This window comes from Pseudoalteromonas sp. RWi3 (assembly GCF_054960735.1).
Genome location: NZ_JBHNYL010000014.1, coordinates 55,413 through 80,963, shown reverse-complemented (window position 1 = coordinate 80,963; position 25,551 = coordinate 55,413). Strand labels below are relative to the sequence as shown.

25 protein-coding genes and 8 tRNA genes are annotated in these 25,551 nt (G+C 37.9%); 8 read left to right on the top strand and 25 right to left on the bottom strand.

All coding sequences use genetic code 11. The features are described from left to right. Positions 1-25 precede the first annotated feature (25 nt). From csm6 to ACFI4Z_RS15505, 20 genes are all read right to left on the bottom strand, one after another. Positions 26-1,162, bottom strand: a complete 1,137-nt coding sequence (csm6, locus tag ACFI4Z_RS15600) for a CRISPR-associated ring nuclease Csm6 (protein ID WP_462671377.1) — start codon at positions 1,160-1,162, stop codon at positions 26-28. A 147-nt stretch (positions 1,163-1,309) separates the two neighbouring features. Next, positions 1,310-1,399, bottom strand: a tRNA-Ser gene (locus tag ACFI4Z_RS15595). A gap of 152 nt (positions 1,400-1,551) precedes the next feature. Continuing rightward, positions 1,552-2,592 (bottom strand): quinolinate synthase NadA, encoded by a 1,041-nt coding sequence (gene nadA, locus ACFI4Z_RS15590; protein WP_462671376.1) that lies wholly within the window; start codon positions 2,590-2,592, stop codon positions 1,552-1,554. 121 nt (positions 2,593-2,713) lie between these two features. Beyond that, a tRNA-Lys gene (locus tag ACFI4Z_RS15585) sits at positions 2,714-2,789 on the bottom strand. 71 nt (positions 2,790-2,860) lie between these two features. Next, positions 2,861-2,936: transfer RNA gene (locus tag ACFI4Z_RS15580), tRNA-Lys, on the bottom strand. Positions 2,937-3,015: 79 nt separating this feature from the next. After that, a tRNA-Lys gene (locus ACFI4Z_RS15575) sits at positions 3,016-3,091 on the bottom strand. A 77-nt stretch (positions 3,092-3,168) separates the two neighbouring features. After that, a tRNA-Lys gene (locus ACFI4Z_RS15570) sits at positions 3,169-3,244 on the bottom strand. Between the two features lie 76 nt (positions 3,245-3,320). Then, positions 3,321-3,396: transfer RNA gene (locus ACFI4Z_RS15565), tRNA-Lys, on the bottom strand. 89 nt (positions 3,397-3,485) lie between these two features. Then, positions 3,486-3,561, bottom strand: a tRNA-Lys gene (locus ACFI4Z_RS15560). Between the two features lie 168 nt (positions 3,562-3,729). Beyond that, on the bottom strand, positions 3,730-4,482 hold the full coding sequence (ybgF, locus tag ACFI4Z_RS15555; protein WP_462671375.1) for a tol-pal system protein YbgF: 753 nt from the start codon (positions 4,480-4,482) through the stop codon (positions 3,730-3,732). A 13-nt stretch (positions 4,483-4,495) separates the two neighbouring features. Beyond that, positions 4,496-5,038, bottom strand: coding sequence for a peptidoglycan-associated lipoprotein Pal (gene pal, locus ACFI4Z_RS15550; RefSeq protein WP_462671374.1), 543 nt, complete (start codon positions 5,036-5,038; stop codon positions 4,496-4,498). A gap of 36 nt (positions 5,039-5,074) precedes the next feature. Beyond that, positions 5,075-6,433, bottom strand: coding sequence for a Tol-Pal system beta propeller repeat protein TolB (gene tolB / locus ACFI4Z_RS15545; protein WP_462671373.1), 1,359 nt, complete (start codon positions 6,431-6,433; stop codon positions 5,075-5,077). Positions 6,434-6,442: 9 nt separating this feature from the next. Continuing rightward, positions 6,443-7,372 (bottom strand): cell envelope integrity protein TolA, encoded by a 930-nt coding sequence (gene tolA / locus ACFI4Z_RS15540; protein WP_462671372.1) that lies wholly within the window; start codon positions 7,370-7,372, stop codon positions 6,443-6,445. Between the two features lies 1 nt (position 7,373). Beyond that, positions 7,374-7,808 (bottom strand): protein TolR, encoded by a 435-nt coding sequence (gene tolR / locus ACFI4Z_RS15535; protein WP_462671371.1) that lies wholly within the window; start codon positions 7,806-7,808, stop codon positions 7,374-7,376. Then, positions 7,795-8,496 (bottom strand): protein TolQ, encoded by a 702-nt coding sequence (gene tolQ / locus ACFI4Z_RS15530; protein WP_462671370.1) that lies wholly within the window; start codon positions 8,494-8,496, stop codon positions 7,795-7,797. The genes tolR and tolQ overlap by 14 nt, the downstream gene beginning before the upstream one ends. Before the next feature lie 892 nt (positions 8,497-9,388). After that, positions 9,389-10,396: a Holliday junction branch migration DNA helicase RuvB gene (gene ruvB / locus ACFI4Z_RS15525; protein WP_394190621.1), complete on the bottom strand. Its 1,008-nt coding sequence runs from the start codon at positions 10,394-10,396 to the stop codon at positions 9,389-9,391. Between the two features lie 7 nt (positions 10,397-10,403). Beyond that, complete coding sequence (gene ruvA / locus ACFI4Z_RS15520; RefSeq protein ID WP_099295976.1) at positions 10,404-11,024, bottom strand: Holliday junction branch migration protein RuvA; 621 nt, start codon at positions 11,022-11,024, stop codon at positions 10,404-10,406. A gap of 1 nt (position 11,025) precedes the next feature. After that, entirely contained in the window at positions 11,026-11,550 is a 525-nt protein-coding gene (gene ruvC, locus ACFI4Z_RS15515) for a crossover junction endodeoxyribonuclease RuvC (RefSeq protein WP_462671369.1), read from the bottom strand. A gap of 159 nt (positions 11,551-11,709) precedes the next feature. Further along, positions 11,710-14,211: an ABC transporter permease gene (locus ACFI4Z_RS15510; protein ID WP_462671368.1), complete on the bottom strand. Its 2,502-nt coding sequence runs from the start codon at positions 14,209-14,211 to the stop codon at positions 11,710-11,712. Next, a complete protein-coding gene (locus ACFI4Z_RS15505; RefSeq protein WP_462671367.1) occupies positions 14,201-14,914 on the bottom strand; it encodes an ABC transporter ATP-binding protein in 714 nt (237 codons plus the stop codon). Before ACFI4Z_RS15505 ends, ACFI4Z_RS15510 begins: the two co-directional genes overlap by 11 nt. Here ACFI4Z_RS15505 and ACFI4Z_RS15500 point away from each other — a divergent pair, their 5' ends adjacent. Then, positions 14,915-15,535, top strand: coding sequence for an arylesterase (locus tag ACFI4Z_RS15500; RefSeq protein ID WP_462671366.1), 621 nt, complete (start codon positions 14,915-14,917; stop codon positions 15,533-15,535). It begins immediately after the preceding gene. Positions 15,536-15,634: 99 nt separating this feature from the next. Next, positions 15,635-15,711, top strand: a tRNA-Pro gene (locus ACFI4Z_RS15495). Between the two features lie 208 nt (positions 15,712-15,919). Here the strand turns inward: ACFI4Z_RS15495 and ACFI4Z_RS15490 are convergent. The 5 genes from ACFI4Z_RS15490 to ACFI4Z_RS15470 form a co-directional block, all read right to left on the bottom strand. Beyond that, positions 15,920-16,984 carry a replication initiation protein gene (locus ACFI4Z_RS15490; RefSeq protein ID WP_462671365.1) on the bottom strand — a complete coding sequence of 355 codons (1,065 nt, stop codon included), beginning with the start codon at positions 16,982-16,984 and terminating at the stop codon, positions 15,920-15,922. A gap of 76 nt (positions 16,985-17,060) precedes the next feature. Further along, a complete protein-coding gene (locus ACFI4Z_RS15485; RefSeq protein ID WP_008137059.1) occupies positions 17,061-17,279 on the bottom strand; it encodes a helix-turn-helix domain-containing protein in 219 nt (72 codons plus the stop codon). Between the two features lie 287 nt (positions 17,280-17,566). Then, a complete protein-coding gene (locus ACFI4Z_RS15480; protein ID WP_462671364.1) occupies positions 17,567-18,046 on the bottom strand; it encodes a dual specificity protein phosphatase family protein in 480 nt (159 codons plus the stop codon). Between the two features lie 31 nt (positions 18,047-18,077). Next, a complete protein-coding gene (locus ACFI4Z_RS15475) occupies positions 18,078-18,446 on the bottom strand; it encodes a hypothetical protein (RefSeq protein WP_462671363.1) in 369 nt (122 codons plus the stop codon). An 88-nt stretch (positions 18,447-18,534) separates the two neighbouring features. Further along, complete coding sequence (locus ACFI4Z_RS15470; protein WP_008137063.1) at positions 18,535-18,726, bottom strand: hypothetical protein; 192 nt, start codon at positions 18,724-18,726, stop codon at positions 18,535-18,537. 92 nt (positions 18,727-18,818) lie between these two features. On the opposite strand from ACFI4Z_RS15470, the gene ACFI4Z_RS15465 reads away from it, so the two are divergent. From ACFI4Z_RS15465 to ACFI4Z_RS15440, 6 genes are all read left to right on the top strand, one after another. Beyond that, on the top strand, positions 18,819-19,085 hold the full coding sequence (locus ACFI4Z_RS15465) for a helix-turn-helix domain-containing protein (protein WP_462671362.1): 267 nt from the start codon (positions 18,819-18,821) through the stop codon (positions 19,083-19,085). A gap of 19 nt (positions 19,086-19,104) precedes the next feature. Then, positions 19,105-20,970, top strand: coding sequence for an endonuclease NucS domain-containing protein (locus ACFI4Z_RS15460; protein ID WP_462671361.1), 1,866 nt, complete (start codon positions 19,105-19,107; stop codon positions 20,968-20,970). Between the two features lie 457 nt (positions 20,971-21,427). Then, positions 21,428-21,649: a hypothetical protein gene (locus tag ACFI4Z_RS15455; RefSeq protein ID WP_008136222.1), complete on the top strand. Its 222-nt coding sequence runs from the start codon at positions 21,428-21,430 to the stop codon at positions 21,647-21,649. Beyond that, positions 21,642-22,523, top strand: a complete 882-nt coding sequence (locus ACFI4Z_RS15450; RefSeq protein ID WP_462671360.1) for a site-specific integrase — start codon at positions 21,642-21,644, stop codon at positions 22,521-22,523. Before ACFI4Z_RS15455 ends, ACFI4Z_RS15450 begins: the two co-directional genes overlap by 8 nt. Positions 22,524-22,672: 149 nt before the next feature. Then, on the top strand, positions 22,673-24,361 hold the full coding sequence (locus tag ACFI4Z_RS15445) for an AAA family ATPase (RefSeq protein WP_462671359.1): 1,689 nt from the start codon (positions 22,673-22,675) through the stop codon (positions 24,359-24,361). Then, on the top strand, positions 24,348-25,538 hold the full coding sequence (locus tag ACFI4Z_RS15440; RefSeq protein WP_462671358.1) for a hypothetical protein: 1,191 nt from the start codon (positions 24,348-24,350) through the stop codon (positions 25,536-25,538). The genes ACFI4Z_RS15445 and ACFI4Z_RS15440 overlap by 14 nt, the downstream gene beginning before the upstream one ends. Positions 25,539-25,551: the final 13 nt, after the last annotated feature.

The following is a 25,551-nucleotide window of genomic DNA, read 5'->3' as shown; positions in this document are numbered from 1 at the left end:
GTATGCGTTTGCAAGCTTGCGAATATTAAGCCGTTATATTTATTTTTATATTGTGTATTACTGCACTTAACCAGTAGATTGTTTCAAAGCTTTGGTTACTAGACTCAATCGCTATTTTTTTAGCAAGCTCGTTGGGTAACACCTTATTTATTTTACTATTTATGCGACTACGCGTTTGCTGCACAAAGGTTTTTTCCATTACCTTTAAATTACTATGTAAACCGTCTCTAAAATCTTCGGGCTCAACGCCAAACGTATCACGGAATATACGTAAATCACTGCTATTTTGCTGTAAAAGCATGAGGTATTCTTTGCTGTAACGCAAAGACTCTTCAAAATCACGACTTACTACTAACTGTTTATGTTCACTTTGGCTGTATTGGTTTAACCATAAATAAAAGGCGGTTTCTTTTGCGGTAAGTTTAATTTCGATACCTGCAAAGGTGAGTGTTTTTGCTTTTGAGTTTACCTCTAGGGTTAAATCTTTTTTATGCGCTGAGTTTAGGCTTGCCACTGTTTGGCTAAACGATGCACTTTGCATGTTGGCAATTAGGGTTTCGTCGATAGATTGGCGCATTCGTACAAAGGGTATTTCGGCAAGGGTTACCTTTGCATTAATACAGTTTACTTGCGTGCCATTTTTACCATCAATAATGTGGTCGTAAGGTGTTGGGTAGTAAAAGTCTCTAACAAATTCAAATTCATCATTAACAAATACATGACTAAGCGAGTCTTGCTCACGCCCCAATAAAGACATGGCATAGCCTAAATAAAATGCCATTGTTTTACGGCCACCTGCAATAGATGCATGAATGCTAATATCGTTTTTATTGGTAAGCTCAAACACTTTACGAGTAATAAAGTCGGCCATGTAGGTCTGTTCTATTTCAGATTTAGCATCATTAATAGGTTGACCTTTATCGTCTTCTATAAGCCATATGTTTTCATCGGGGAGTTTAATGTCAGGAAGTTGGTAGTCTGCTATTAGTTTAGCTAAGTGACCTTGCTCAAATAATCCATCGGTGAGCATAGACTTTGTGCTTTTTGTAGTTATAACAAACACCTCTTCAGGCATAGGCTTACCCTGCTGATAAAGCGCAAAAAGCGTTTCGGTTAATACTTGTGGGCTGGCACCGGTGACTATTAGCAATATATATTTCATCAAGGATCCTTTTGTTGAATATTCAGCATCATAGCCAAATTTGGAACTGAATGGAACTTGTTTGAGTTCAATGGATTACATTGATGCTTTAGAGGTATTTGAACAGACACAAAAAAGGACGTCATGAGACGTCCTGATATTGAATAATGGCGGTGAGGGAGGGATTCGAACCCTCGTTAGGGATTAACCTAAACACACTTTCCAGGCGTGCGCCTTCAGCCACTCAGCCACCTCACCACATGCGTTATTCTCTAACGCGTTGCAATAGTATGAAATAGCGCACACTCGTGCAAGGTGTTTTTCAGCATTGCATTTCAATTGCTTAGTATATAAACAAAAAAGGCCGTTAATCTTTAAATTAACGGCCTTTTGCAAAAACGCTTACGATATTAACGCTTTAATGATGCTGAAAAATCAAGCATACGGTTAAGCGATTTGAGTGCTCCTTCACGAAGACCCATATCAACAAACACTTCTTTACCGTTTACATCTATTAAAGCTTCCTCAATGGCTTTGAGGCCGTTCATTGCCATCCACGGACAATGTGCACAGCTTTTACAGGTTGCGCCTTCGCCAGCCGTTGGGGCTGCAACAAATTCTTTATCAGGGCATAGCTGCTGCATTTTATAAAAAATGCCGCGATCAGTGGCCACAATAAACTTTTGGTTATCCATTGTTTGCGCCGCTTTGATCAACTGACTGGTTGAGCCTACCGCATCAGCTAAAGCAACAATTTCAGCGGGTGACTCAGGGTGAACCAATACGCCAGCATCAGGATACAGTGCTTTCATATCTTTAAGCGCTTTGGTTTTAAACTCGTCATGTACAATACAGGCGCCATCCCACAAGATCATATCAGCGCCGGTGTTCTTCTGAATATAAGCACCAAGATGCTTATCAGGGCCCCAAATAATCTTTTCACCCATTTCATCTAGGTGTTCAACTATTTCAAGCGCGCATGATGAGGTAACAATCCAATCAGCACGTGCTTTAACTGCTGTTGAAGTATTGGCGTATACCACCACTTTACGATCAGGGTGCTGATCACAAAACGCTGAGAATTCATCAATTGGGCAGCCAATATCAAGCGAGCATGTTGCTTCAAGTGTTGGCATTACAACGGTTTTGTTTGGCGTTAAAATTTTAGCTGTTTCACCCATAAAACGTACACCAGCTACGATGATCATATCTGCATCATGTTTTGCGCCAAAGCGCGCCATTTCTAAAGAATCAGCAACACAGCCACCCGTTTCTTCTGCAAGGGCCTGAATTTCTGGATCTGTATAATAATGGGCTACAAGTACCGCATTTTTATCTATTAATAACTGTTTTATTCTTGCCTTATACTGCGCTTGCTCATCAACATTCAATGGAGCTGGCTTAGGAGGAAAGATATATCCTTCAGGCATTATAGTTTGAGCTAGACTCATTTCTCGACCACTTAAGTTTACAGTGCAATTATGGGGCGAATTATACGAGAATCTAGTTCTAAATAACAGTAGGGTTAAAGAGTCTGTGAGAATTAAATATAAGGAGATATGATATCAAGAATGGTGGGTCATGATGGACTTGAACCATCGACCAATGGATTAAAAGTCCACTGCTCTACCAACTGAGCTAATGACCCGCTCTTGATCTACTTTGAAGTAGTTGCTGCGTGAATCCGCCGATTGAACCATTCATTACTAGCATAAAGAATGGTGGGTCATGATGGACTTGAACCATCGACCAATGGATTAAAAGTCCACTGCTCTACCAACTGAGCTAATGACCCGCTCTGGTTGTGCATTCTGCACTGCGTATATCCGCCGATTGATACCCATTCAAGGCTTAACATAAAGCCAAATAAAGAATGGTGGGTCATGATGGACTTGAACCATCGACCAATGGATTAAAAGTCCACTGCTCTACCAACTGAGCTAATGACCCGCTCTGGTTGTGCAATCTGCACTGCGTGAATCCGCCGATTGAACCATTCAACACCTAGCATGAAGCCAAATAAAGAATGGTGGGTCATGATGGACTTGAACCATCGACCAATGGATTAAAAGTCCACTGCTCTACCAACTGAGCTAATGACCCGCTCTGGTTGTGCATAAGCACTGCGTGAATCCGCCGATTGAACCATTCAACACCTAGCATGAAGCCAAATAATGAATGGTGGGTCATGATGGACTTGAACCATCGACCAATGGATTAAAAGTCCACTGCTCTACCAACTGAGCTAATGACCCGCTCTAATGCTACAAGTTAATGTAACTAAACGCTAATACGTAAATCCGCCGATAAAAGACCAATCTATTATTTATATATTAATAGTAGATGGTGGGTCATGATGGACTTGAACCATCGACCAATGGATTAAAAGTCCACTGCTCTACCAACTGAGCTAATGACCCGCTCTTTTTGCCGCAATTTGAGTGGTTGAACCATTCCTCTGCTGCGGGCGCTTATAATACTTATTTAAAAAATGAGTGCAACAGAAAATGTCTCTTTTTTTAAGTTTTTATGTCTAGTTGACCAATTTTAGACCGCTTATGACAAAAAGCAGTCTAATCAAGCTCATTCTACATTTTTGCTAAGCGTTCTGCGGCCAATTTTGCAGCAGTCGTGCTTGGGTACTGGTTGATCAATTCATTTAAAGTTTTTAACGCAGATTCTGTTAAACCTTGTTCATTAAGCAAAGTACCTAGCTTTAACATTGCATCAGGACGTTTATTTGAATTTGGAAATTCATTTACGACTACTTTAAAATGTTCTGAAGCTTGCGCTGAATCATTTTTAATCGACAACAGCTGCCCTAACCAATAATGTGCATTAGAGGTATATACAGAATCTGGATAAGTAGTTAAAAAAGCTTGAAACTCTGGTATGGCTTGATCGTAGCGTTTATCTTTCATTATTAACGCCACAGCACGATCGTAAGCTTCATTCTCTGACAAATCAGTACTTATTGTTTGTGTAGCTAAAGGCTCACTGTAGTCTGCTTGCGGCGTTTGTGCTGGTTGTGAATATGCTTGGCTAACACGATTTTCAATTTCTTGATAAAGTTCGCGTTGGCGCTGAAGAACTTTTTCTAATTTATAGCTTTGCTCTTCTGTAATACCACGCACTTGACTGACTTCATCTTGCAAAATATTGAGTTGCTGTTGTAATTCTACCTGCAACAAATTGCGTGATTGCATCATTTTTTCAAGAGCAGCTAAACGCTTCTCAACGCTTGATTGCGAGTTTGCAGCATCTGAAACAGGAGCGGGAGCAGCCCATAATTGGGTGCTCCCGCTTAAGATCATTGCTGCCAAAATAATTTTCGGCTTCATAATGTCTCTAATCTTAGTAAACTAATACCGCACGGCGGTTTTTTGCGAAAGCTGATTCAGTGCGAGACTTAACCATTGGCTTCTCTTCACCATAGCTCACAACTGACATTTGGCTAGCAGAAACACCTAAACTTTGTAGGTATTTTTCAACTGATTGACCACGATGTTCACCCAGTGCAATATTGTACTCTGGTGTACCGCGCTCATCTGCATGGCCTTCAATAAGTATCTTAACAGATGGATTTTGCACTAAAAACTCAGCATGTGCACGTAACAACTCAGCATATTTGCCTTCAATTGTTGCTTTATCAAAATCAAAGTAAATAACTTGCTCTTGACGTAGTGACTCGTATTTTTGACGAAGCTCTTCTTGTGCTTGTTGTTCAGGCGAAATTGTAGACACTTCAACCGTGTCATTTTGCACTGTTTGCTCAGTTGTACCTTGATTTGATTGGTTTGCAGCACCTTCATCAATATCTGATGATGAGCTACAAGCTGCTAAAGTCATTACAGGTACTGCGATTAACAGACCTTTGAGTATTTTATTAAGTTGCATTGAGTAGATTCCTATATTATATAAACTAGCAATTTATTACTGTAAGTAAGGCGACCAAGCTGGAGCCTTTACTTCTCCATTTAGTACAGGCAAGCGTGCTTTAAAGCGACCATCCATTGATACTAGCGCTAGCACCTGTTTATTATTATGGAGCGTGCTATAGATGATCATTGAACCATTTGGTGCAATACTTGGAGATTCATCTAAACGCGTACGAGTTAACACCTGAAAAGCGCCACTCGCCAACTCTTTCTTAGCGAGATGGTACTGACCTTGTGTACGGTTAACCATCACTAATTCTTTTCCGTCTGGCGTAATAGAACCGGCGAGGTTCATATCACCGTCGAACGTCATTCTTTGCGCTCTGCCAGTTTGTAAATTTAACTTATAAATCTGAGCATTACCACCCCTTTCAGAGGTAAACACAATATCTTGGCCATTTGGATGCCAAGATGGTTCGGTATCTATACTGCGGTGATTTGTTAGGCGTGTTTCTTTGCCTGTACCTAAGTCACGCATGTACACTTCGGTGGCACCGTTTCTGTCTTTAGACAACACAAGTAATAGCTTTGTACCGTCTGGTGAAAACTGAGGCGCACCATTAATCCCTTTATGGCTGGTAATCAATTCACGCTTACCTGTGTAAAGGTCTTGCATGTAAATCTGGCTTTGGCGGTTTTCAAACGTCACATACGCGAGCTTAGTGCCATCTGGTGACCATGCTGGCGACATTAGTGGCTCTTTTGAACGCAATAGAACTTGTTCATTAAAGCCATCGTAATCAGCAACAACAAGTTGATATGGCATTGGTTCTTCATCACGCACTATAACGTATGCAATTTTTGTTAAAAAAGCACCTCGTTCACCCGTTAACTTTTCATAGACAACATCACTTATTCTGTGTGCATAACGTCTAAAGCCGTTTTCAGGAATAATACTTTCACGCGCTTCTTGAATATGGTCTTGGCTTTTAACAAGTTTGCCATTACTCATCATTTGCGTTTCACCGCCAGTGATTTGGGCGCGGATCACATCAATCAATTCATAGCTTACTAGATAACGACCATCGGGTTGCTGATCTACGTTGCCAACTAAAATAGCCTCAACGCCCAAGTTAACCCAAGCTGCGTAATCAATATCACCATCCTTACTTGGTAACTGTGGCATATCATTAACACTAATTGGTTTAAATTTACCACTGCGCATTAAATCTTGAGCAATCACATCGCTCAACTTTTGGGGAATTGGCTCTATGCCATTGTACTTAAATGGAACAATTGCAATGGGTCGTGCACCATCTATACCGTCTGTTATTACGATCTCTAATGCTGCACTGGCAATGCCATGAAATCCCAGTAGTACAATAAAACAAGCCGTTTTTATCTGGTTAAACATATCAATCCTTTAAAATTGAGGCGCTATAGTTAAGTTAATATTCTTTAATTGCTCAAATACATCACGGTCTTTAGATACCGGCAGAGTATCCGCCATTCGTACCGCACGCATTGCAGCTTCGCAAACTAATGTATCTCCGCCCAATGATTTTACTTGTGTCACAAGGCCATTAAACCCTAGACGAATATTAAGACGACACTCTTTGCCTTTCATCTTTACGTCTTTTAAAAAGTTTTGTTGTATACGCGCCATTATTAAAGCTTTAAATTTTTCCACTTCACCAACCACTTGCTGTTGACGAATCTTGTTACGCGCCGCCTGCTCTTGTGCTAGCTGGTCTTGTAGCATTTGCTCTTGTAACGCTTTTAAGCGAGCTTCTTCTGCAGCTTCTGCACGTTCTTTTGCTTCTTGCTCTTCACGCGCTCGCTGTTCTTCTGCTTTTTTCAAAGCCTCTTCTTCAGCTTTACGTTTATCAGCTGCTGCTTTTGCTGCTTGCTCTGCTTCTTCCTTTTGCTTTTCAGCTTGCAGGGCTTTAGCACGCTCTTTTTGTTCAATTTCACGCGCTTTTTTAGCTTGTGCTTGCGCTTGAGCGGTTTCTTTTTCTTTGGCTCTTCGTTCGTTCTCTAACTTTTTAATACGCCTTGCTTCTTCTTCGCGTTGTTTGCGGGCATTATTAGCACGGCGTTCAAGATCACGTATGCGTTTATCTTCTGCACGTTTTTGTGCATCTTCTTTACGCTTTAGCTCAGCTATTTTTTGCTCAACCATTTTTTGATCAATTGTCACCGCAGCAACCGCATTATCGGCCTCAGGCATAGACTCTGAGTTAAGTGTAACTTCTAACACTTGTGGGCTAGGCATATGGAAACTTGCCGAGCCTATAATCCCGCCAATAATAAGCAAGTGTAACAACACTGATTTTAATACTGAAGCACCCATATTAGCTTTTACTTCCTTCAAATGACTCTGTCATTAGACCAACCGAAGGAACACCTGCATTTTTTAAGAAATCCATCAATAATAAAACCTCTTGGTAAGATACTTTACCAGATCCTTTAATCATCACTGGAGTCTCAGGATTCTTCATTAATTGTAATTTAATGACAGCAGCAACATCGAGCGCTTCCATAGGCTCTTCTGGGTTGGTGCCTACACTAACATAATACTTACCTTGTGCATCTATAGAAGCAATAATCGGCGGTGTATCTTTAGTATCAACCAAATCCGACTCTTCCATCTTTGGTAAGTCAACTTTCACGCCGTGAGTAATTAATGGTGCGGTTGCCATAAATATGATTAGTAATACCAGCATTACATCTATGTAGGGTACTACGTTTATCTCAGCAACAGGTCGACGCTTTTTACGCTGATACATTCGCTTTTGCCTCTATTTGTGTAGCTGCTTGACGGTGTAAAATATTTGCAAACTCTTCCATAAAGTTAATGTAATTTGATTCAAGCTTTTCTACTTTATTAGAAAAACGATTGTAAGCAATAACAGCTGGGATAGCCGCAAATAGACCCATAGCCGTAGCAATAAGTGCCTCAGCGATACCTGGTGCAACCATTTGCAATGTTGCTTGTTTCACTTCACCCAGTGCAATAAATGCATTCATGATGCCCCAAACAGTTCCAAATAAACCGATATAAGGACTGATTGAACCAACTGTCGCTAAAAATGATAAGCTAGATTCAAGCTTCTCAATTTCACGTGAAAGTGCCACTCGCATCGAACGATGTGTGCCTTCCATTACAATGCTTGCACTTTGAAATGATGTTTTTTTATGGCGTGCAAATTCTTTAAAACCTGCGATAAATAATGCTTCAACTCCTGTCACTCGGCTACGAGATGAAATTTCATTATAAAGCTTACTTAAATCAATGCCTGACCAAAACTTTTGTTCAAAACGCTTTGCATCTACTAATGCATCTGAAATTGCTTTTTTACGCTGAAAAATTATGGCCCATGACATAATTGACATACCCACTAGTGACAACATCACTAACTGTACCAATACACTTGCTTCGAGGATTAAATCTACAAAATTAATTCCTGATCCCACAATAAACTCCCAATTCGATTTCTTGTTAAGTACGCATTTATAATGTGCGAGTATGACCATCAATTCAGTCAATAGTTCACGCTAGTTTATCCACTGTGTTGTTCACTGACAACGATGTTGCTACGAATTAGCAGCAAAAAACGGTGAAAACCCAAACTTGCACTTTAATAATGTATATCTGATTCTAAATTAACCAGTGTATTTTAAGCGCATTGAACTTTAAGCTCGCTCTAAATGCGCTTATTTATATATAAAAAACAGCTAAAACACACGCTTTATTCATATTTAGTGCATAAACACTCAAAACAACAGTTAACCATTCATGCTGCAAAAATAAACTAATCATTAACAGTTTTATCTATTAATAATAAATCAATATATTACAACACCATACAAGCCCATAGAAGATATAACGTTTAAAAATGATCCAATGATTTTTTTTGTCGCATTAGTTTTTTTAATCCCAAAAAGAAATTTTTCTAGTTTGAACAAAAAGCACCTTTTGCGTATTATTCTTCCATACCGAGCTGGCGCAGTAATAACAAACGTTATTAAGCACTGTTCTTAGCAATATGATTCTGATTTTTCGTATTGCATTGCTTAAAAGCACCATGATAAAACATGGTTAATTTAAGCTGTATACCCTGGATTACTTCCTTCAACTTGTTGTTTACCCGCATCCTTATGCGGGTTTTTTTTTGCCTAAAATTTTTATTTCCTTTTGGCACACACGATAAGGGCTGCTTGCTTAACAGTATGTGAACTAAATCAAGCGGATTAAACATAGCAGAGCAATAGGATGATTTATAAGCTAACTAGATGCATTAATGGGGTCAATCGCATTAATTAGTCTACTCGGTGTTGAAAGTATAATTAATGCAATCTGCAAAACTTAATCTTTCTTTGGCAATAAACCAAAGTGTTCATAAGCTATCTCTGAGACAAGACGCCCTCTTGGCGTTCGCTGAATAAACCCTTGTTGAATTAAGAATGGTTCTATCACATCTTCAATCGTTTCTTTTTCTTCGCCAATAGCCGCAGCCAAGTTATCTAAACCGACAGGGCCACCCATAAACTTTTCAATAATGGCGAGCAAGTATTTGCGGTCCATATAATCAAAGCCACTTTTATCTACATCAATCATGTTAAGTGCAAGCTCTGCAACATCAGCGTTTACAGTGCCGTCTGATTTAACTTGCGTGTAGTCACGCACTCGGCGCAATAGTCTGTTGGCAATACGAGGAGTACCACGGGAGCGTTTAGCAATTTCTATTGCGCCATCTTCACACATTTCTAAATCTAGATAATGTGCTGAACGGCCTACAATAGTTGATAAATCAGCAACTGAATAAAACTCTAAACGTTGCACAATACCAAAACGGTCGCGAAGTGGTGATGTTAGTGAGCCTGCACGAGTTGTTGCGCCAATTAAGGTGAAAGCAGGTAAATCTAGCTTAATAGAGCGCGCTGCGGGGCCTTCACCAATCATAAGATCAAGCTGGTAGTCTTCCATTGCTGGGTAAAGGATTTCTTCAACCTGCGGGCTTAGTCTGTGAATTTCATCAATGAACAACACATCGCCTTCTTCAAGGTTAGTCAAAAGCGCCGCTAAATCCCCAGCTTTTTCAAGTACAGGGCCTGATGTGGTTTTAATATTTACCTTAAGCTCGTTGGCAACAATATTAGCTAACGTTGTTTTACCAAGCCCCGGTGGCCCAAAGATCAATAAATGATCAAGTGCCTCAGCACGCGTGCGTGCAGCTTCAATAAATATTTCCATTTGCTGTTTTACATGGGGCTGCCCAGTGTAATCAGCCAGCAACTTTGGCCTAATGGCGCGATCAACAACGTCTTCGTTACTTTGCTCGCTTGCGTCTATAAGACGATCCGCTTCAATCATGGTTTACTCACAACATTGATTTTAGAGATTCTTTTATTAGATTCTCTGTAGACATACCCGGCTTACTTACAGCTTTAACTGTTTTTTGTGCTTGAGCTAGTTTATAGCCTAAAGAGACTAATGCTGATACGGCATCATCTGATGCATTATTTGCAACCAACGTATCGTTTGCAACCGGTTCAATCACTGCATTATCGCTAAATGGTGTAAATAAGTCATTACCCCAATCTTTTAGTCTATCTTTCATCTCGAGCACTAAACGCTCAGCTGTTTTCTTACCAACGCCAGGCAATTTAACCAAGCTAGTTGCATCTTCATTATTAACGCAACTAACAAACTGTTGCGCCGACATACCTGATAAAATCGCAAGTCCAAGTTTGGGCCCAACGCCATTTGCTTTTAAGAGTTCACGAAATAACGCACGTTCAACTTTATTATTAAAACCAAATAATAACTGAGCGTCTTCTCTTACCACAAAGTGGGTGTAAATTATTGCCGACTCACCCACATTGGGTAAATCATAAAAACATGTCATTGGCATGTTTACTTCATAGCCAACACCACTTACCTCAATGAGAATCTCTGGTGGCTGCTTTTCTACTAACACGCCATTTAAACGACCTATCATATTATTTCCTTAATCTTCCTCTAACGGTTTTAGATGCACTGCCCGCTAGTTTTATTAAATTTTGTTCTGAGTGAGCGTGGCAAATAGCAATAGCCAATGCGTCAGCAGCATCAGCCTGGGGGGTTCCAGGTAATTTTAAAATGTTTTTTACCATTTGTTGAACTTGTGTTTTATCTGCCCCGCCATGGCCTACTACCGCTTGCTTTATTTGCCGAGCTGAATACTCAAACACTGGAAGCTCCGCCATTGATGCCCCCACAATTGCAGCGCCACGTGCTTGACCAAGCTTAAGTGCTGAGTCAGGGTTATGTGCCATAAACACTTTTTCAATCGCAAAGGTGGTTGGAGAAAACTGCTCTATTAACTGGCTAACACCTTGATAAATCATTTTCAAACGAATAGGAAACTCATGCTCTGCTAACTTAATACAGCCACTGCCCAAATAGTTGAATTTTGCCCCGTGGTGCTCGATTACACCATAACCTGTTAACCGAGAGCCAGGATCGATTCCTAAAATTATAGCCAACTATAAACCTGTTACTTAAAGGGTAATAACGCAATAATGCCAGAGCACTGTATAAATTACCAGTAAACATATTATTTTGACTCAAGCGTTGTTTGTTTTTAAACCTTAGATACAAAAACACCCGCAACTGCGGGTGTTTTCTATTCTTTAATTACTTTATTACGCGAGAGATCGAAGTAGACCTTGCGTATTTTTACGCATGGTTCTAGCAATCATCATATAGCCCAATACAGACACAAATATGCCACCAGCCAATGGGCCTAACACCCAAATATGAGGATGTAACTTACCTGCTAGTTCAAACATTTCCTTTTGTACTACTAGTAAAGCCAAATCACTAATTAGTGCAGCTACAAAGCCAGCGGATGCCCCTAACAGTAAAAACTCGTAGAGTGTTGCATTTTTTATCAGCCTGCCCTTAGCGCCTAACGTTCGCAAAATAACAATTTCTTGCATACGTTCACCCAAACTTGCTTGCACTTGCGAGATAAGCACTAACGCACCACACAATACAACAATTGACAATACAAAGCCTATGGCCAGGGACACTTGTGAAATAGTAGAGCGGATTTGTTTAACAAAACTATCTACGTCAATGGCATTTATTGTTGGGTAAGTACGAAGTAACTCACTGAAATCACGCTTTTGCTCACCTTCAATACGAACTGAAGAAATATACGTAGCAGGAAAATCAGCTAAAACATCAGGGCTTAATATAATAAAGAAGTTAGGCTTTAAGGTTGCCCAATTAACTTTGCGTACACTGGTAATTTTGGCATCAAAAGACTGAGCACCGATCAAAAATGTAAGTGTATCGCCCATCTTTACATCGAGCCTAGCTAACATTGATTCCTCTAAAGATGCCTCCGCAACGGCACCGTCACTGAACCATTGGCCATCAATAATCTCGTTATGGCTAGGTGCATCAGCAAGCCATGTAAGATTTAGCTCACGCCCAATACCCGAACGCGCCTCTTCGTCTTTTTTCTCATTATCTTCCAGTGACACTTCCCGTGCTACCAACTCGCCATTTACCGCATTAACTCGGCCACGTATTGTTGGGTAGAACTCTGACACTTGAATGTTCTTCTGCGCTAAATAGCTATTTACCTCTGGTAACTCTGACTGCGTTATATTCACCAAAAACGCATTAGGTGCATCACTGGGTAACTGAGATTCCCAATCTGAAATCATGTCATTTTTTAATACCACTAAAAACAAAAGCAACTTAATCGCAAGTGAGAAACTAATTAATTGCACCGCGTTTGCATTAGCCCGTTTTTGGATTGATGCAATCGCAAGCGACCAGCTACTTCCTGGGCGCAGGCCTAGTTTACGACCGCCACCAAATATCAGTCGCGAAAGGCCAAATAACAGCGCTATTAAAATTAATGTAGAAATAAACAAGATTGCCGTTATTTTAAGGTTATTACTAAATAACCACATCAGTAAAAATACTGTTAGAGCTGACATACCCAAATGAACTTTACTAACCAGTAGTTTATCACCTAGGTTTCGGCGTAAAACGCGCAGTGGCGGTATATCAAATAGATCAAGAAGTGGCTTTATCGAAAACATCACCGCACAAATAACACCAGTACTAATAGCAACTAACCAAGGTTTGGCACTCGCAGCAGGTAATGAATTGTTCATCGATTTTGCAAGATAACCAGTCGCTATTTCTTGTAAGCCGTAGCCAATCAATAGTCCCACCAACACAGACAAAAAACACACCATTGAAAGGTGTAATAAATATATTTTACGAATTGTTGTTCGGCTACCGCCAAGGGTTTTCATCATTGCGACTGGATCGTACTGGCGCTCACAATAACGTTTTGCTGAAACCGCAATTGCCACGGCTGCTAAAATTATTCCTAGTAAACCTGCCAGCAATAAGAAGCTTTCAGCACGATTTAAGCTATTAGCAATAGGCGACTGCCTGTCTTTCACGCCGTACCATTGCTGGTTTTCCTTCATTTTAGGCTTTAGCCAAGCGTAAAAGTTGCTAATGTCGTCTTCATCGCCCGCGTAAAGTTGACGATAAAACACGCGGCTACCTGGCTGGATAACTTGTGTAGCAGAAATATCCGCCTCATTTAAAAGCACGCGACGACTACTTGAAAAAATATTAAACGGCGCATCCGGCTCCTCGACTAATACTTTTTCAATCACAAATTGCGCAGCGCCTAGTTCAACAATATCGCCTACTTCAACTTTTAAAGCGTAAAAAACTGATTCACTAAACCAGACGTGCCCCACACTGGGGCCTTGATTGGCTACTTCTACTGTGCCAGTTAAGCTGGATTTAACTTTTAACTCACCTTTTAAAGGATAGCCAGGTGACACAGCTTTTACTGAGCTTAATTGCATTTCTTCGTTCGCAAAAAGCATGGTATCGAAGTATGTAAGCTTGGCTGTTTGTAAGTTATATTCTTGTGCTTTAGTCAAATAATCTGCAGGAATAGCATGACTACTTGCAAGTACTCGGTCTGCAGCAATAAAAGCACTGCTTTTTTGTGCAATGCTTTGGCCTATGCGGTCGGTCACCATGGATAAAGTTAAAACTGTTAAAACTGCTAATGCAATTGCGGCACATATAACCGTTAACTCGCCTCGGCGAAACTCCCGACTAAATAATTTTAATGCTAATTTAGCCCACATTCGCAATAACCTCACTCGTATCTTTTACCAACTGCCCTGCTTCTATTTGCAAAATATGCTGGCACTTCTGTGCGAGTGTTTCGTCATGTGTCACTAAAACCAGCGTAGTACCATGTGACTGATTGAGTTCAAACAATAAGGATTCAATCAACTTACCATTTTTGCTATCTAGATTGGCCGAGGGCTCATCAGCAAATAAAATCTTAGGCGTGCCAATAAACGCGCGAGCAATGGCAACACGTTGCTGCTCACCGCCAGATAACTGTGACGGATAATGCTCAACCCGATGGCTCAAACCTACTTTTTCAAGCAGCTCAAGAGCCTGTTGCTTGGCATTATGATCGCCAGCAAGTTCAGCTGGCAACATCACATTTTCAAGTGCGGTTAAGCTTTGTACTAGCATAAAAGACTGAAACACAAAACCTACTTTCTCAGCCCTTAATGCAGCGCGTGATTCTTCATCTAAGGTATGTAAAGGGGCACCGTCTAAATAAATTTCGCCTTTGCTTGATTGATCAAGACCAGCCAATAAACTTAGCAACGTAGATTTACCTGAGCCAGAAGTGCCTACAACTGCTACTGAGTCTCCAGACTTGACATTAAACGTGATGTCGCTGAGGATGGGTAAATCCCCTTCGAGGGTAGTTACCGTTTTAGAAAGACCTTTAACTTGAATTATATTTAATTGAGATAGCGCTGACATATGATGCATTCAATCCTACGTTTTTTATTTGTTTTACTGTTAGTAATCAAACCACTTACTGCAGCAGCTGACAACACAATTTTAATATTAGGTGACAGTTTAAGTGCCGCCTATGGCTTAAAACAAGAGCAAGGCTGGGTTAAATTGTTACAAGATAAATACGACGCTGAACAAACAGACATACAACTTATCAATGCCAGCATTAGTGGTGAAACCACAGGCGGTGCTCTGCGACGTTTAGCAGGCCTACTTGATGAATTCCAACCAAGTCATGTGCTTATTGAACTAGGCGGCAATGATGGGTTACGTGGTTTTCCTACAACAAAACTCCAAGATAACCTCACTTCACTAGTTGATAAAAGCAAGCAAAGTGGCGCGCAAGTAGCCATAATGGAAATTTATATTCCACCTAACTACGGGCAACGCTACACACAAATGTTTACCGAAAGCTTTAAATTAATAGCCGAACAAACCAACAGCTATTTAATGGAGTTTTTTGTCCTTAACGTTGCCACTGATAGCAGCCTAATGCTAAGCGACAATATTCACCCAAATAAAGATGCTCAACCCATTCTACGAGACGTAATGTATAAATCGATCAATAATTGGTTAGCTAATTGAGTTTGCTGGGCACTATTTTGCCCAGCTCGTTTAATAAATGTGCAAACAAACAAAAGCGTATTGATTTTTCGAAAAAAATACGTATATTGCTCGCATAGTCGGTATGTGGCGCAGCTTGGTAGCGCACTGTCATGGGGTGGCAGGGGTCGAGAGTTCGAATCTCTCCATACCGACCAATTAATTTATTTAAATATTAAGTACTTATAATTTAAATAAAATACATATTGCTACACGCACACTAAATATTATTAATACATGTAGCATATATGTAGCTTCACTACTTACAGCTAATTCAGCTCGTTCATATGTAGTTATTAGATAAATAACTTTAATATGTAACATCATGCCCTATCTTATTTCCTAATACCCTGATGTGCAGCATAATTAACATATTTCTAGTAGATGTTTATATTTAGCAACAGCTTGTCGAGTCATTCCTATTTCGTTGGCTATAAGTACCTGTGAAGGCTTTTTCCCTTCACTTTGTATCTTCGTTATTGCTCTAGTAATTTTTTCCTCTGTGTTTGTTCTACGTGCTTTGTGTGTAAACTTAGCCCCCTGCTGTTGAGCAAGTTTTTTAGTTACGATCTTAATATGCAGTAAAAATAATCCGGCTCTCCCACGGTTATTTGACGAGCTATATTTAAACCAAGTGAAATTAGCCACACTCTTAACAATCCCTTTCAATTCGGAGTGGTTTAATGGGTGGATTTTAGGAAGGTCTGACGAACTGAACTCATTACACGACTGAGCAATATTAAATAAATGACTTTCCCATTGCTCATATGTCCAATTTTCTTTCGCATAATTAATGCGTTCATATGCTATGAATCTGAGTTCATGAAATACCATACAGTTTCGCGACTCAGCGACCAAAGACCAATCAAAGTCATATCGGCGTTTTTTTGTCACCTTAGTTAAATAATTATTTAATTCATTTAGACTGTATTCATGTGCATGAAGGAAAGATGTATTCCAACTCGAATTTAAAGGATTTTTACTCAAAGGGCCGTAATAGTCTGCATCAGCGCCTAATTGCAATGTCATCCCCTTTTTTACATCATCTAAAAACCTGACTGGTTTTTCACGCGATGCATTTGATGAAGGTACAAATTGAACTGCATAAAATAGATGCGCGCCACCAACTACTTTAGAGCTATCAGCTCGGTCTAAACCACTTACAATTATATTCGGTGGCGGTAATAACTTATCATCCCAGCTGAAAGTGTTTTCATCATCAATGTCAAAAACCAACCAAAACACGATGTTTTTAGGGTTTATCTGAATATATTTATGAGTTTTTAACGCTAAATCACCATACCGATAACGTGCTTCATGTTTTATATCTGCACTAAGTGTTCTAGGTGGTGTGGTTTGAAATAATCTTTGTGTTAAAAGCAACTGAGCACACTTATTCTCAACCACTAATGGCTGTAATGCTGAATTCATAATAAAAATACCTATGTCAAAAGTAATCAACATGGCAGGCAAGAAGTGTAATTTTTATGCCTGCCATATTAGCAAGCTATGTGCGGTCACCATACTTTCGAAGCCAAGTATCTAAAGTCGACTTTTCAAATAGTAGTTTGTTACCTAACTTAATACTTTCAGGCGAAAGTTTTTTAGCCAACTGCTGATCCCCCGCTTTTAAAGCGGCTTTACTTTTATTACGAATATTATAAATATGTTGAGTAGAACAGCTTAAATAAGCAGCTGCTTGTTGAGCGGTAATATATCCAGGCATAACAATCTCCAATACGTTAAAGAAGCGAAGAAATGCGCCACATAGATATGGCTTAATTGCATACACATACGTGTATGTACCTCGTTACGTATTGAAGGCAGCTCGTAAGCGCCTGTTTTTTCACTGTGAAAGTGATAGGTAGAATGTTCTGAACTTAATTAAATAGTGAAATTTCTTCGCGTTATAAATAAGCATATAACATATGCTTATTTATAAATTTAAATCACTTAGGAGTATAAATCAAGGAGTTTAGTCTCTAACGGGTATTGGGCTTTATAACACTCTATTTATAACCACCGTTTTTGAATGTAGCCCAAGTTTCCAAATTTAGGCTTATATTCACTGTAGTAGTTTTCACGAAATACTTTATCCGCGTCTTCCCTATCTATTAAACCGTTTTCAAGTAAATACATTAAAGCAATAGATGGGCTTCGAGATTCACCTAAGCTGCAATAGATAAATACTTTTTCTTCATTGTCTAAAGCTCTTTTTATAAAGCCTAACGCAGGATCGATCATTTCATTACTTACATATGCAGGGTTATCACCATCAATCATATTTAAATAAATCGCTTCCTCCGTTTCTTTGAATAAGTAGTAAGGGTTATCTTTGTTGCATCCCTTGCCACTCCAACCAACAACAGATTGGTGGGTTACATAGCCATTTGCTCTATTTAAAGCACAAACAATTTTCATACCCTTTGATTTGGCAAGCTCATATTCTTCTTTAGTACCTACATAAATTTCTAAATCGCCAATTCTTTTCATAATAAATCCCTTTAAATTTTGTTTGTGCCGTTTAATGAATTACTGAACGATGGGTTTTCAAACTATCACTACAATCATCACAAAGCATAAGCATCCACTTAAACACTGATTGAACATGCGCCTCAGGGTAGTAATTATCAAACTTCTTCACTTTTTCTGAACGATTATAAAACGATGAAAAAGACTCTAGTTGTATATTCCAAACCTCTGATTGCTCGTTACTATAATCGTAAAACATGAAGTCTAAGGTAAGTAGCTCACTAAGTACTTGTGCTTCATTAAGCTTACTTAAGTTATCCCTGATTGATAATAACTTATCCCGACTATTATCTTGGCCTTGCAACTTGATATATAAAAAATCAATCGCGGGTAAAAATGCATAAACGTTAAAATTAATCATAAAAAACTACGCAGCTTTTCAACTGCGTAGCCTATATTTTGTGTAAAAACCCACCTAACAATTGCACCTAACAGAGCAACTGTCAAAACTATTTGTAGAACTCACCACGGCTATGCGCGTCTCGCGCTTCTTGCTCTGTGTAGCTATCACCACAATGATCGACATTTCCAGTTCCATCATTGTATTCATCAATGAACTTATCTTGCTCAGACTTATCATCAACATCCAGCAAAATATCAACCGTAACGGCTCCTAAAAACTTAACTGCTTTCCACAACATTTGCTTCACTCGCTTCTATCTAAGTATTCCTTAGTATCGTGAACACATTAAAGCTAAGAAACTCTTAGTTTTCAAGTTAAGAATTAAATATAATGAAAACGAATGATGGTTCACCGTTTCCAAAACGGCTAAAAGAGGCAAGACTAGCAAAAGGACTTTCGCAAAAAAAACTAGGAATACTGGCGGGAATGGATCAGTTTGCGGCTTCGCCTAGAATGAATCAGTACGAAAAAGGCGTGCATTCACCCGACTTTCAAACAGTGCGGGCACTGGCTAAAGTCTTAGAAGTACCAACAGCATTTTTTTATTGTGAAGAAGAAGATTTATCAAAAATAATTTTAGCTTTCACCGGTAATTGAATAAGAAAAGGAGATTAAATTGAAGGAAAAAGATATTCAGCAACTTTTGAGTAAAAATATTGCTACTTTAGAAGACGGTCTACATTTGATTGATAAAGAGAAATATATTCCTCATTCACTTGGCACTCGAGGATTTATAGACTTATATGCAAAAGATAAAAATAATAAGCACGTTTTAATAGAGCTAAAAAAATCTAAGGCGTCATCGCGCGAAGCTATTCACGAAATATATAAGTATGTAGAGGGAGTTAAAAATAAACTAAATGTGAGGGATGACGAAATCAGAGTTATTGTTGCCTCTACTGAATGGGGTGAGTTATTAGTTCCATTTTCGAGGTTTGTCCATGATAGCTCAATTGAGGCATTAGGTATCCAATTAGCTATAGATAACTCAACCACAATAAGCGCCTCTCCAATAAATCTATTAGATTATTCGCAAGGTAGGATGATTGCACCTTGGCACGAAATATACCTCTATGATGATTCTGAATCTTTAGATACTGGAATTAAAGAAATTAAAGAACGTCTCACAAGAGGGAATTTAGAAGATTATGTATTATTTGTAATGAAAGTACCCAAGTCTTATTCTGAACATGAGCTTGCATCAGTGGCAAGTACTTTATATGAGGCTACAGGGACAATGCCCCAAACCTTACCTAGTATACCTGTTTATGAATTCGCTGTTTATGTTGTCCACCAGTTACAACCTCATACATTTTATCTTGAAAAAGTTAAAAGTTGCGCTTCGGAGTTAGAGTTAGATTTTGAGGAGATTAAAAATGACTCTATTGACGAAAATTACGATCGCTTTTGCAATGCAATTTGGCAACCTTCCTCTGAAGGTCATTTTTCAATTGGTAATGCTCAAAAGTTTTCAGATATAATTCAAAAATATGAGTTTGAAATATTAAAAACCTTAAGGTTTGGAACATTCAAAAATAATGAGCTCCTTACTGATAAGGAAATAGCACGCGAAGTTGAAGAAAGCAGTCGTTTCTCAGCGGCATTTGAAAAAAATGTAAATTTAAGCAACAGTTCGGAGGTCGAGCACCTTAGAAAATCATTAAAAAGATCTCTAGCTAATAATCAACCTTGGCGAACTCAAATTCTCAGCATTTTAGACGAGTTACCAAAAAATAGTTCCATTAAAATAAATATGTGTAACTCATCTTCAGGAGTATTAGCGATTTATTTATTCTTCCTTAAAGACTGTTCTTTAGAGTACTTGCCAAGTTTTTCTATCGAAGTTCAAAATAATGAAGAGTTAGCATATGTCGGTTTCCTAGCATCTGACAAAAAAGTTCACAGCTTAAGGTACATACTAAATAAATATTACGATGGCAATATATCTAATTTATTGAATTTGATGACTAGTGACTATACAGATGATCGACACGTTGATATTTTATTTGATCTTGGATTGAGCTATAAAGTTTTCAAAGTTGAAAGTAACAAACCGATAATGGTGATGGATAACTCAAGGTGGGTAAAAGCAGATTTAACAAGTCCATATAATAGTTTAATAGACTATTTTGAAGTAAACGAATCACTTGTTATGCAAATAATTAAGCGAATAACTCCGTATCACCTAGGTGCAGTTATAATACCAGAACCAGACCCACTAAGAAAAATTAGAGAAATATTTAATTTGGAAACCAAGGCAAGTAGTGACTATGATTTACATATTTTTAAATCACAGTGTGATATTTGTACATGCCCTTTAACAGAAGAAGAGTATATAATTGATGGCCCACTAAAAGATTCATCATATTTTACAATGTTTTGTTTAGACTGCTTTGTTACAAGTGGTTGGCGTACTGAAAAGGCAAGTGTGTTTAGAAAGCAAGGAAAATCGTGGGTGCAACTAAAACCCAAAAGCAACTAAAACTTTTTTTATTAAATAGAGGCATCATGAGCAATAGCCTCTCTTTAAACATTGGGGCTTCGCCCCTGTCCCCCGCTATGTCGAAGCCGGAAATCGGCTTACACATAGCGGGGGACAACACACTCATACTCTTATACGCAGGTTTTATTTGCAGATTGAAAAATATTTCTAAAGTGGTAATCTTATTGCTACTGAAGCTCTAACGAGCCAGAAAAAACAGGCGCTATTCTGCTGCCTTCAACACGTAGTAACGAGGTAAATACTATCTTTTCAAAGGTAGTAACCAATCAAAAACGGCGCACTCCAGCTGCTGACAACACGTAGAAATGAGGTTAATAATCAGGCGAGATCAGTCCGAGCCTTTCGCATATGCGAAAAACAGGGGCGAATAGGCTTAAGTGCCGCTGAGCTTTATTGCCAGTCAATCTTACAACCTTAATACGACTGGAGTCATACCATGAAATTCGATGCCCTAATCGAAGTCCAAAAACTAAAATTTGAAAGTAAGTTAATCGCAGGAAGCCGTAAAAAAACATCTAAGCTTGATAAACATAAATTCGAGCTAATAGAAATTTACAAGCAAGGATCAAACATTGTCGAGCTTCAGCGCTGGCTAAAGCGTAAAGGTATCAATGCTCATTGGTCAACAATTCAAAGATGGATTAAAAAACATGGCTAAATTTGCGAAACCAAAAACTCAAGCACACAATGTCATAAAAGGGCTTACAAAAAGTAAGCTTATAAAGTCTCTTGGAACTGCCAGAAACTACGAGCAATCACTTAACACCGTTGCCTCTTGGGCTAAAGATATTGGCATAAACGGTATTCAGGCAATGACCATCGATCAAGCACTCAATTATTTAGATTACCGTAAAGAAATAGTGGGTCAAAAGTCACTGGATATGGAGCGCCAAGCTATACAAGCAATGATGAGGCTAAACGGCAAACTTAAAGATAAGCAAACACTCCCTGTTATTAAATCAATTAATCAGCAAATTCTTAAATCACGTTCCTACACCACAGAGCAAGCACAAATAATAAGTAAGCACCAAACGTCTAAATATTCATTATCAACACAAATAGCACTCTCTGCGGGGCTTCGTGCACATGAATTGTTGACCATAGCCAAAGTTGAAGAACGCAAAGCAGATAAACGACCAGCTTTTGATTCAAAATGGTCTGGTAGAAACGGTGTGCTATATACCGTGACAGGCAAAGGAGGCTTAACACGCGAAGTACTAATACCTCACGATTTATCAGCTAAATTAGAACTTCGTAAATTTAAACAACCTACCACTGTTGTTGATAGAAAAATAAACTACTTGCAGCGCTACGATATTGGAGGTGGAAAAAAGTGGTCGGATTCATTTAATAAAGCATCAAACCGTACGCTTTCATTTTCCAATGGCGCACATGGACTCAGGCATAGCTACGCACAAGAAAGACTATTAGAACTGATACTTAACCAATATCCATATCAAATAGCATTAGAGACCGTTTCACAAGAGATGGGGCATTTTAGGCCAGAAATCACTGAGGTATATTTAAGGTAACTAAGGAATAAGAGAACATCGAACGCCCTAAGCATTTTCTTTGTTACTTATTTAAATAAAGACAAAATTAATTTATACCTTCTTCACTAGCAAACTACATTTTGTTAGAGTTAAAATATTGTTTAAAATAGCCTTTTAGTGATAATTGAATGAAGTTAGCTTTTCTCTACATTGAAAACCATAAAGCACTAGAAAATATTGATATACGGATCAATAGTTCTCACAATTGTAACTATTTCAAAGGAAAGTTAACTCTTCAGTCCTCCCCAAGTGAACTTGATTACTACCAAGGCTTAGATTGCAGTGCAATAATTGGTAAAAATGGTGTCGGTAAGAGTACTATTCTTGATTTTATAGAGGTTGCTTATCAAGGAACTGAATCTAGCGGAATTATTGTATGGTTTGATGATGCAAATGAAAAATACCATATATGTACTATTAACATTCACCTTGATGAGAATTTAATTGTAAGTAACAAAGATTTTGTTGTAGAAGAAAGCTTATCAAAGCTAGTTAAGCGTTATAAGATCAGGCTCATTAAAGCTAATAATTTGACAGGTGTAGAAACTAATGATTTTTCAGCGAGAAGGAAATCTAATCCTTTTATTTATGATATGTCCCTATCCCAGTACGTGAAAGGGAGTAAAAAGGTTATTACTCAACGGACAAATCGTTTAATTGAGTATTTTAAGCTAAGTACATCTTTTAACAAATCTAAAAGCACAAAAGTAAAATTTACCTTTCAATTCAATGCATCTTCAACTTCATACTTAAAATCATTACTAAATAATAAAGATTTTATCTCTAAAAATATCACATCAAATACAGATTTACAGTTACTCAAGCATCAACTAGACAATAATTTAAGTCATATTTATTTGTCAGAGTATCAAACTGTAGGTTATCAACTACTAAGAGCCAACCTTTTATCAATTTGCAATTATTTATCTAAACTTAGCATTATTGGCAAGGCCTATAGAGATGAATTTTTTATTAAATTACTGATTAGTGTATTAAATGATAAGTTTACTAGAGAGGAAATAGCTAAAATACTATCAGAAGTAAGAAGTAAGCACGGGATATCAAGTATTGATAGCTCATACGATATTGTAAAATTAGATGCACCTATAATACTTTTAAAGTATCAAGAAATACTCAACATTCTTGGAAAAATATCACATTACATTACCATGTACATAACTGAAACTGATATAGAAGAAAACAACAAGCTATCAACATTTAATACAGACCTTATAATTGAATTAACTAATTGTATTTCAACACTACCTTCACTTTTTTTAAATAACTTTCTTTATGGTTGGAATGGGTTTAGTACTGGTGAATTTGCAAAACTAAATATTTTTTCTGAGCTATACAATTATATACATGACCAAAAAAATCACTCTACGTCTAATCATCTAATCGTGATGGATGAAGTGGATTTGTATCTGCATCCAGACTGGCAGAGAAGCTTTTTTTCTGAATTACTTGAATTTATTAAAATTGAGTTTCCAGATAATACCGTTCAACTAATTTTAAGTACACATTCACCTATAATAATAAGTGACTTTCTACCGGAAGACATCGTTTCTCTTGAAAGAAAAGAAAACAAAACTAAAGTAGTAGAGTCCTATGGTTTTGCCTCCAATATTACTGATCTCTATTTAGAGGGAATGCACCTAAACTCCACTTTCGGTGAACATTCTAAAAAAGCAATCAATCTATTACTAAATCGTTCTAATAAAAATGCGCTGTCTTTACAAGATATCAATCTCATCAAAAAAATAAAAAGCAAAAATATACAACAAATGATATTAGGTCACGATGATAAAAGTTAATTATTACCCTAGCGAAAACTTTCTTAAACGCTATGAACAGAAAGTAGTTACTGAAGGGTTAATTCCTGCATTTTCTGCTATGTCCTTGAAAGCATCAAAAATAGATAAGCAGCGCATATCAGCATTATTTACTGACCAATTTATCAAAGATTTGGTCTTATGTGATGCCAATGAACTATATGAAAAAATATTTATCATTTACGACAAGTTACATGAACTCTCAGAGAGATACTGTTTAGAGTATTACTTAAAAGATGTTGATTTAGATCCGTCAGTTTCATCGATGCCAATTCGTAAAAAAGCAGAAAAAGAAATAATAAAAGCTATCAACAAAAAAGTTCTTATCAAACTTCGATTGCTATCAAATGAGCGACAGTCAATATACCTACCATTAATTATTCGTAAAATGGAAAGTGCAGTATTAGCTTCAGATATTAAAGCGCAGTTAACATCATTAAACTCAATGAAAATTGGTAATCATACTTTGAGCGATGAAATTAAGGCGCTATATCCTGATTGGGTAAATGAATTTGTGAAAGTTTTTAATTATGAAGCTATATCAAAATTTTTTGGGCATGAAATTACTAATGGTTTGAATCTGGATATATGCCCATATTGCAACAATGAGGATATAGAAACGATAAATGAGAAAGGAGCAGAAACAAGACCAGATTTGGACCATTTCTTTCCAAAATCGAAGTTTCCATTTCTAGCGCTAACACTATCAAATTTAATTCCAGCAGGTGGGCGTTGTAATCAAAGGTACAAAAGAGACGCTTCAATGTTGGGCTACGTTCATCCATATATAAGTGGAATAACTCAAGAGATACTTTTTAATTTTAACTTTATGTTTGATGAAGGCCGGAGTAAAGATGCCTTAGATATTACGGTTAATAAGCTTAATAATGATTTAGATAAAAACTTAGAATTATTTAAAATTCGAGCGAATCATAATAAAAATAACGTAAAAGATTGGTTTATAAAACTAGATGAGCGCTACCAACTATTATTAAATACGAGTAATGAAAATGCTGAAGAAATACTAAATAGTAAGGATTTGATTCGTCTACGTTTTGATGTTGACCTTGATAAATCTCCAACTAAAGAACAATATCAGAAGCTTAAAATAGACGCCCTTAATTTTTTAACTGGTCGCAGTTATTATATAGCGGATTGATGTTATGAATACA